The sequence below is a fragment of the Enterobacter sp. 296B2 genome (assembly GCF_034106185.1).
Taxonomy (GTDB): domain Bacteria; phylum Pseudomonadota; class Gammaproteobacteria; order Enterobacterales; family Enterobacteriaceae; genus Enterobacter; species Enterobacter cloacae_N.
Genome location: NZ_JAWNCA010000043.1, coordinates 19045 through 27445, shown reverse-complemented (window position 1 = coordinate 27445; position 8401 = coordinate 19045). Strand labels below are relative to the sequence as shown.

The 8401-nt window shown below is 52.3% G+C and carries 5 protein-coding genes and 1 rRNA gene; 2 read left to right on the top strand and 4 right to left on the bottom strand.

The features are described 5' to 3' along the window. Window positions 1-71: ribosomal RNA gene (locus URZ40_RS21560) — 16S ribosomal RNA — on the bottom strand; the annotation flags it as partial. 496 nt (window positions 72-567) lie between these two features. On the opposite strand from URZ40_RS21560, the gene URZ40_RS21555 reads away from it, so the two are divergent. Further along, the gene (locus URZ40_RS21555) at window positions 568-1521 is read left to right on the top strand and encodes a nickel/cobalt transporter (protein ID WP_320721120.1); all 954 of its coding nucleotides are present in this window, start codon (window positions 568-570) and stop codon (window positions 1519-1521) included. A 33-nt stretch (window positions 1522-1554) separates the two neighbouring features. On the opposite strand, the gene proP is transcribed toward URZ40_RS21555, so the two are convergent. Next, window positions 1555-3057: a glycine betaine/L-proline transporter ProP gene (proP, locus tag URZ40_RS21550; protein WP_041911505.1), complete on the bottom strand. Its 1503-nt coding sequence runs from the start codon at window positions 3055-3057 to the stop codon at window positions 1555-1557. A 652-nt stretch (window positions 3058-3709) separates the two neighbouring features. Between proP and kdgT the strand changes: the two genes are divergently transcribed. Then, window positions 3710-4702 (top strand): 2-keto-3-deoxygluconate transporter, encoded by a 993-nt coding sequence (gene kdgT, locus URZ40_RS21545; RefSeq protein ID WP_080330013.1) that lies wholly within the window; start codon window positions 3710-3712, stop codon window positions 4700-4702. Between the two features lie 58 nt (window positions 4703-4760). Here the strand turns inward: kdgT and URZ40_RS21540 are convergent, their stop codons facing one another. Both URZ40_RS21540 and crfC read right to left on the bottom strand, forming a co-directional pair. Further along, window positions 4761-5636 carry a diguanylate cyclase regulator RdcB family protein gene (locus tag URZ40_RS21540; protein WP_320721119.1) on the bottom strand — a complete coding sequence of 292 codons (876 nt, stop codon included), beginning with the start codon at window positions 5634-5636 and terminating at the stop codon, window positions 4761-4763. Next, on the bottom strand, window positions 5633-7987 hold the full coding sequence (gene crfC / locus URZ40_RS21535; protein WP_320721118.1) for a clamp-binding protein CrfC: 2355 nt from the start codon (window positions 7985-7987) through the stop codon (window positions 5633-5635). Before crfC ends, URZ40_RS21540 begins: the two co-directional genes overlap by 4 nt. Window positions 7988-8401 lie beyond the last annotated feature (414 nt).

The window sequence follows — 8401 nt, the reverse complement described above, 5'->3', positions numbered from 1 at the left end:
TACCGTTCGACTTGCATGTGTTAGGCCTGCCGCCAGCGTTCAATCTGAGCCATGATCAAACTCTTCAATTTAAGTTTGATGCTCGTGAATTAAACTTCGTAATGAATTACGCATGTTCACTCAGAGACTTGGTATTCATTTTTCGTCTTGCGACGTTAAGAATCCATGTCACTTTGAGTGCCCACACAGATTGTCTGATAAATTGTTAAAGAGCAGTTGCAACGCGGCTTTCAGCTCACCGTTGCGAGGTGGCGTATATTACGCTTTCCTCTTTCAGAGTCAACCCGTTATTTCAGGATTTTTTCTCTTCAACCGACCGGGTTGTCTGTGAAGTGATTCACATCCGCCGTGTCGATGGAGGCGCATTATAGGGAGTTCTCCGCAGGCCGCAACCGTTAAATAACAGAAAAATGACTGACTGCTGCATTCCACAGCAAAACCCCGCCTTATACCTTTTTACACACAGACTTATCCACAATTACATCAGGATCCCGGTGCGATCCTGCGAACTGAAAGGGAAGATCATCTATACTAGCGGCAAATATTCTTCTCCGCAGAGCCCCCTTCATGAATACACAACGCCTGCGCCGCGACTGGCACCTTCCTAGAGCCGGGTTAATATTGCTGGCAATCCTCTTCGCGGGATTTACCCTGCATACGCACTGGAACGCCTTTATCCAGTGGTGTCTTGCCACGCAAATTACCCTGCACCGTTATCTGGTGATGTATCTGCTGCAGCTTAACAACCACCAGTACAGCGGCGGATTATGGCTCTTAACGGGCGCTTTCCTCTATGGCGTCCTTCACGCCATCGGGCCGGGGCATGGAAAATTCATAATGACGACCTATCTGACCACCAATAAGGAGAGCGAGCTGGCCGCCCGCGTGGTCCCCTTCATTGGCAGCCTGATGCAGGGCGTTAGCGCGATTCTGTTCGTCTTTATTCTGGCGGTGGGGTTTAACCTCGCGTCAGGCGATATCAGTACCAGCCGCTGGTACGTTGAGAAGATAAGCGCCGTGCTGATTGGCGCGTTTGGTGCTTTCATCATTTACCAGGCGCTGAAGAGCCTGCGTCCGCGCAGAATGACGGTCTCCACCATTAATCCGCTCCATCAGCATAATGAACGCTGTGGCTGTGGCCATCATGGCGTGGGCGTAGATCTGACACAAGGTGACTGGAAAACGCGTCTGGGCGTCATTCTGGCTATTGGCGCACGCCCGTGCAGCGGTGCGATCATGATTCTGATGTTTTCGAACGCGCTGGGCATTGTCACCTGGGGGATGGCGGCCGTTATGACCATGTCTTTAGGAACGGCACTCTCTATTATGGGGCTATCACTGGCGGTTCGTTATGCCCGTGAACGCACGGTGGCATGGTTCGGAGGAAATAGCTCGTTAAGATGGCTGGTGCCGGCAGTTAAAATTGCCGGAGGGGTCGTCCTGATCCTGTTCGCGACCATTCTTTTCCTGACGGTCATCCCCATCAGCGCCAACGGCGACTACATCGCCGCCGGATGCTAATAAAAGAAAACCCGCCGTTGGCGGGTTTCTTTATTACTCGTTAATCCGAGGATGTTGATCAACAAGACGGGAGCGTTTCTTCTGCAGCTCTTCAATCTCTGCGTCGATATCCTCAATCTTCTGCTCAACGTTGTCGTAATGCTCGCGCAGGATCTCTTTCGCTTCCTGAATATCGGATGCCGCAGGCGTCGCCCCTTTCAGAGGACGGTTTGCCGTCTCCTTCATGGTCAGGCCGGTCGCCAGACCGACTACCGCGATAACCATCAGGTAATAGGCTGGCATCATCAGATTCTGCGTGCTTTCCACCAGAGAGGCAGCAAGCGTAGGCGTCAGGCCAGCAATCAGAACAGAGATGTTGAACGCTGCCGCCAGCGCGCTATAACGAATGTGCGTCGGGAACATCGCAGGTAACGTAGATGCCATCACCCCGATAAAGCAGTTCAGGATCACCGCCAGCATCAACAGACCCGCGAAAATCAAACCCAGCACGTTACTGTTGATCAGAATAAAGGCCGGGATCGCCAGCGCAAACAACGCCACACTCCCCAGGATGATAAACGGTCGACGGCCAAAGCGGTCGCTCAGCAGACCCATAATTGGCTGCACGAACAGCATACCCACCATGATGGCGATAATGATCAGCACGCCGTGATCTTCCGAGTAGTGCAGGTTATGCGACAGATAGCTCGGCATGTAGGTCAGCAGCATGTAATAAGTGACGTTGGTGGAAATCACCAGACCAATACAGGTCAGCAGGCTGCGCCAGTGCTTCGTCGCAATCTCTTTAAAGGAGACTTTCGGACCATCCTGCAGGCCTTCGCGGTCACCTTGCTCCAGTTTCTCAACGTGCTGCTGGAAGGCAGGCGTCTCTTCCAGCGCGTGACGCAGGTAAAGACCGATAATACCCAGCGGAAGCGCGATAAAGAACGGGATACGCCAGCCCCAGTCGAGGAAGTTCTCCTCACCGACCACGGTTGAAATCAGAACCACGACGCCCGCGCCCATCACAAATCCGGCAATCGAACCAAAGTCCAGCCAGCTGCCCATGAAGCCGCGCTTACGGTCAGGGGAATACTCCGCGACGAAGATCGACGCACCGGTATACTCGCCCCCGACGGAGAAGCCCTGCGCCATCTTACAGAGCAACAGCAGAATAGGTGCCCAGATGCCGATCGTGGCATAGGACGGAATCAGGCCGATACAGAACGTACTGATCGACATAATGACAATGGTGATAGCAAGTATTTTCTGGCGACCGTATTTGTCACCGAGCATACCGAAGAACAGACCGCCCAGCGGGCGAATGAGGAAGGGAACGGAGAACGTACCCAGTGCGGCAATCATCTGCAGGCTGGGGTCAGCCCCGGGGAAGAACACTTTACCTAACGCGTAGGCGACAAAGCCATAGACACCAAAATCGAACCATTCCATCGCATTACCAAGCGAGGCTGCAGTAATGGCTTTACGCAGTTTTGCGTCATCAATAATGGTGACGTCGCGCAGTGTGATGGGTTTAACCTTTTTCCTTCTTAGCATAGCTATCCTCGTTGACTCGGCCCTGTCTGTTTCACAGTCCAGTTAGCGTGCTGCGAACCATGGGATCCGCTCCATGCGAATCGCCTTATTCAAGCGTAGCAGGTTTACTTACATTGACGTTTTCCGTCGATACAACCGAACCTGTTGACGCCTGTCTGGGCAGTTAATGACCTTTTTACCCTACCAGCGTTTATATTTGTGATCAACTTCACACATATATTTATGCTGCGTAAAGTGAAGACAGCATTTGTCAACTTCCGCAAATAAGACCTTTCTCAACCCTTCCCTTGATAATGATTTTCAGCATGATCCGTTTTCTTTTTATCCCGGAATATAAAGGCAAATTTTTACAAGAGATTTACATAAAACCTCACCTGACAGAACGCGTCGTAAAGTTTACATTCAATATGTGATACAGATAACTAAAACATCGTTTTATTTTCATTGAATCATTATTCCAGTGATCGCATGATAATTCCCGAAACATAGCACCAGGTGCTTTCTGGCAAGAGAAAAGAAGAGCACTTACTGCATTTTGGTTGCGGGGTTATCAAATACAAACCATCAAAAAACCCTTCATCAAGTTGAATTTATTGATTTTTTATTTACACCTGCCGCTCGCCACGAGTGGTAAAAATTATGAGGGTTGTATATGAAGATTAAAGCCACGATAGAACGTATACCGGGTGGTATGATGCTGGTGCCGCTGGTACTCGGCGCCATTCTGAATACATTAGCACCTGATACCGGGGCTTATTTTGGTGGTTTCACAAAAGGGATGATTACGGGTACCGTTCCCATCCTGGCCGTCTGGTTCTTTTGTATCGGCGCATCCATTAATTTACGCGCTACGGGTACCGTATTACGCAAATCCGGAACGCTGGTGATAACCAAAATAGCGGTCGCCTGGGTTGTCGCAATGATATGCGCGATGTTCATTCCGGAAAATGGAATTCAGACCGGTTTCTTCGCCGGGCTATCCGTCCTGGCGATTGTCTCGGCGATGGATATGACCAACGGCGGGCTGTATGCCAGCCTGATGAACCAGTACGGAACGAAAGAGGAGTCCGGCGCATTTGTTTTGATGTCTCTGGAATCCGGCCCGCTCATGACGATGCTGATCCTGGGGTCTGCTGGCCTGGCTTCTTTTGAGCCGCACCACTTTGTCGGCGCGATCCTGCCGTTTCTGATCGGTTTTGCCCTGGGTAATCTGGATCACGATCTGCGTGATTTCTTCAGCAAAGCTACGCCAGTGCTGATCCCGTTCTTTGGCTTTGCGCTGGGCAACACCATCAACCTGAACGTGATCCTTGATACGGGACTGCTGGGGATTGTGCTGGGTGTCGCGGTTATCATCATCACCGGTATTCCGCTGATTATTGCCGACCGCGTGATCGGGGGAGGAAACGGCACGGCGGGCGTCGCCGCCTCTTCAGCCGCAGGCGCTGCCGTCGCAAACCCGGTAATTATTGCCCAGATAAACCCGGCCTTTGAACCGGTAGCCGCTTCCGCAACGGCACTGGTTGCCGCCAGCGTGATTGTCACCGCGATCCTGGTGCCCATCATCACGGCGCTTTACGCGAAGCGCTACGGAAATGTGCAAGAGATCCAGCCTGAACCGAAACCGATTGAGATGAATCATTAACACACCGCACCCGTCTATCCCCTCTCCCCTATGGGGAGAGGGTCAGGGTGAGGGGGGTTCAACCAAAAATCTCCTCCACCATCGCATCCACCAGCCGTTTTGCCGAACACAGCCTCGGCATACCCAGCGCGACGGTCTGCCAGCTTTGCGTTACTGACCAGCTCACCGGGTGTGCATCCGCCTGACACCAGTCGCCGAGCCAGCCCAGCATGTCTTTATGATCGATTAAACCCGCCGAAGCGGGCGTAGTCAGCCACTGATGATAAAAATGGCGCGTCGTGGGAGACGCATTGATGCCCTGAGCCAGGTAGTTGGCAGCCATGCTGCGTAAATTATCCTTGAGCATTGCCGACACATCGTCGTTCGCCAGACGGCATGCATCGCCAAATGCTCCCCAGCGCAGCTCTTCGAGGACGATGAAGCAGCGCCCGGCCAAAGACCAGCCATCATAGTGGCCGGCTCGCCAGCGGGTGAAAATTTGTTCACTGTGCTCGCCCGCCTGTACCGTCAGTCCACGCTGGGTCAGCGCCTTTTCTTTATAGGCAGCACGTTGGGTAAAATGAGAGGAGAGCTGCACGTACTGCTCAAGCAGGCCGGGGGATGGCTGAGCGCGCAAGTGGGCCTGCTGGCGCAGCGCAATCAGTTTATCGGCCATCAGCGTCAGCGCGAGATGGCCCGGATCCAGCATGCCGGCAAGTTTTTCCGCCAGCCCCAGGCGCAGGGCCGCGTTCTCATTAAGCATTCCCGCCATCGCCCAGGGCCGTAGCCGGGTGTGCGTCATGATTTCCTGAGTCAAACGCTCACGAAACTGCAACTGCTGCGGCCCCAGATGGGGATATCGCGCCGCGTCCACGCCCTGCACAAGATCGACCATAAACTTGGGATGAATACACTCCAGCGTCCGCCCGGGACCGTCCAGTAGCTGTGTTGTCATGGTTGCTCTGCCGCGAATAGTGTTTGAATATCATCGCGTAACAGTCGGGTATCTTCCTGAATCCACGCCGCAGTCGTAATGCTTTGCTTCAACAGCTGGCTGAGCGCTCGGGTCGAATGCTCATTTTGTTGACGCACTGCGAGGCTATCACGCAAGCTTTCCTGTAAGCCGGTCAGGCATAACGAAAATTCTGCAAAGAACGTCGCCATTCCGGCCGTAACAGAGACATCGACCTGAGCGGACAAAGCTTTACGTATTTGTTCACAAAACTGATCAATATGTTGCTTAAATTTGTCATGCAGCTGCGCAATGTCGATAACATAGCGCGTGCGCGTGACCACATAATCATCCCAGCCCCAGCCAGGATTATTCAGCCACCGCGAAACGGTTTCACGCATACTGCTCCCGGCGGAAGGCTGACCTGCCGGGCGGTTATCCTCCGCAATAGCATCGTTAAACAGGGACCGCGTATTGAAATTAAGCTGGTTAGCCTGAAAAGCCGGGAAGCTGATCCGCGCCCGGAAGCCGGCATGGCTCAGATGCTCTTTAATACGCGTTTCAATGGGGCGCATAGCTTCATTCAGCGAACGCGCCAGCGTAGATTCCAGCTGATCGAAGCGTAACGCCAGCTCCCTGCAGATTTTCGTCTGCGCATCCAGCATGATCAGTTCACAGGAGGAGCGAATTTTACTCAGCGCGATCTGCGCCTGCCCTTCATCATCCAGAACCAGCTGTTTCAGCTCTTGCGGTTCGTCACTGCGGTGATTGAGCCGGTCAATGCCTGCCAAATCAAGAATATTGTGAGTGCTGAAAACCTGATCAATCGACTGATGAAGCGCCGTTTTCTGGGCCCCCATAAAGTCCGCGGTAGCGTTCAGCGCCTGCTCAACTTCATGTTTCACCTCATCGCTCACCGCGCGCTGACGCGTTTGCAGCAGCGCCATATCTTCTTCAAGACGCGCGATGTTCATTTCCAGCGCCTCAAAGGCCACCGTCAGCCCCTGATAGCGGAAGTCGAGATACTCCCGGGCATTCTGCGCGTAGTTGAGCAACTTATGCGACGCCGAACGCAGCGCGAATAACGAGGCATTGGCATAGGCGGCGTAAATCAGTTTGCGTATCGGTTGTTCAAACAGCGAATCTTCCCACAGCAAATCGGCTGCGTGACGGATATGGTCAATATCGTCCAGGTCCGCCGTACGCCAGCGGCGTCCGAGGGCAGCTTCGGCAAAATCCTGCACCCAGGGCTGCTCCTGATGATCCGGCAGGCGTCCGTGGCTATTCATTTCGTAGCGCGCACGGTTTGCCAGATACGCCCACATAGATGAAACAGGGTAGATCTGGCCAGGCGAAATATTGCCTTTCATTAAGGTGCCAGAGATCATCGCCCTGACCTGCTCTTCATCGTCGCTATTGCGATCCTTCTGGTCGAATTTATTCACCAGCGCATAAAGAGGCACTGATTTCCCCGCCACCGAAATAGCCTGACGGACCTCTTCATCAGAAATAGATTTAAGCTGGGTATAATCCATCACCGCCAGCACCGCCGACGCGCGGGCGAGCTGTTCGCTAAGCATTTTTTGCAGATGCGGTTGTCCAGCCTCATTGGGGCCGGGGGTATCGAGCAGCGTCAACTGCCCGAGGTGGGCATCCAGACCCGCAAGATGCACGAACTCCACTTCAATCACCGGAATATGTTCGATGGCCGCGTATTCGGAAAACGGAAACGCCACGCCCAGCGCCTGGGAGAGTCTCACCAGGTCATTGAGACTTTTCAGGCAATGAAATATTGGCTGCGCGCCCAGATGATGCTTTTCAAAGGCCTCGCCTCTCTCAATGCGTTCAAGCAGCGTATTCATGTCCTTATCAATTTCCAGATGCAAAGCCAGCTTGCCGCGATCGTAATCGCAGAGCTTTTTCTGCAGCAGGTGGATCAAATCATCAATAGGAGAGGCATGTGAGAAGTGGAGCACCGGCTCCTTCTGGCCTGGCGTATGACGGATCAGCGTAGGAAGCGCCGTCATTGGGCGGTTGCGGTTCGGCAACACTTCGGTACCTACAATGGCATTAATGGTGGTCGATTTCCCCGCTTTCATCGTGCCAACGATAGCCAGAACCATTTCCAGACGTGTTATTTTGCGTAATTCATTATTCAGCGTTGCCTGCTGTGCTTCGACGCCCCGCGCACTAAAATGCAAAGGCAGAACGTTGTTCTTTTCTCCCGTAATAGCCGCCGTCGTGTTCTCCAGCATCGCTGTCGGCATTGACCTCAGGGTATCGAGATTTTGCAGGGCGAGCTGTAACAAACGTTCAGCTTCCTGGCTTAATTCAAAAATGGTCTGTGTGTGCATGATAAAAGCCTTTCCTTAACGCAAATTTATTACTTTTATTAAGCCACTTGTTTTAATTATAATGTTCAGGCTTATATGATCACGTGTGGAAAACATGTTCACCGGAATATAACTGATTGAAGATAATCAGAAATAAATGGCTATCCCTGCATGGCGTGTAAAGCTCTCCTCAAGGCCCGGAAGCCAAAAGATAAAAAGCCTGACCCATTTTAAGAAGCTCCAGGATATATCATCATTATTTACCCACCTAAAAAGAGAGGGATAGGCCGCCGCCATAAGAAATGTATGGCAGCAAAGTTCGAAGATAAATAACAATGTGTTGCTTCACCTTATCTGAAATGAAGGTGCGTAGCAATTTGCCGTAATAAAATATTCGATATATTTAGCGACTTCTCTTTCCACCGTGTTAATGAC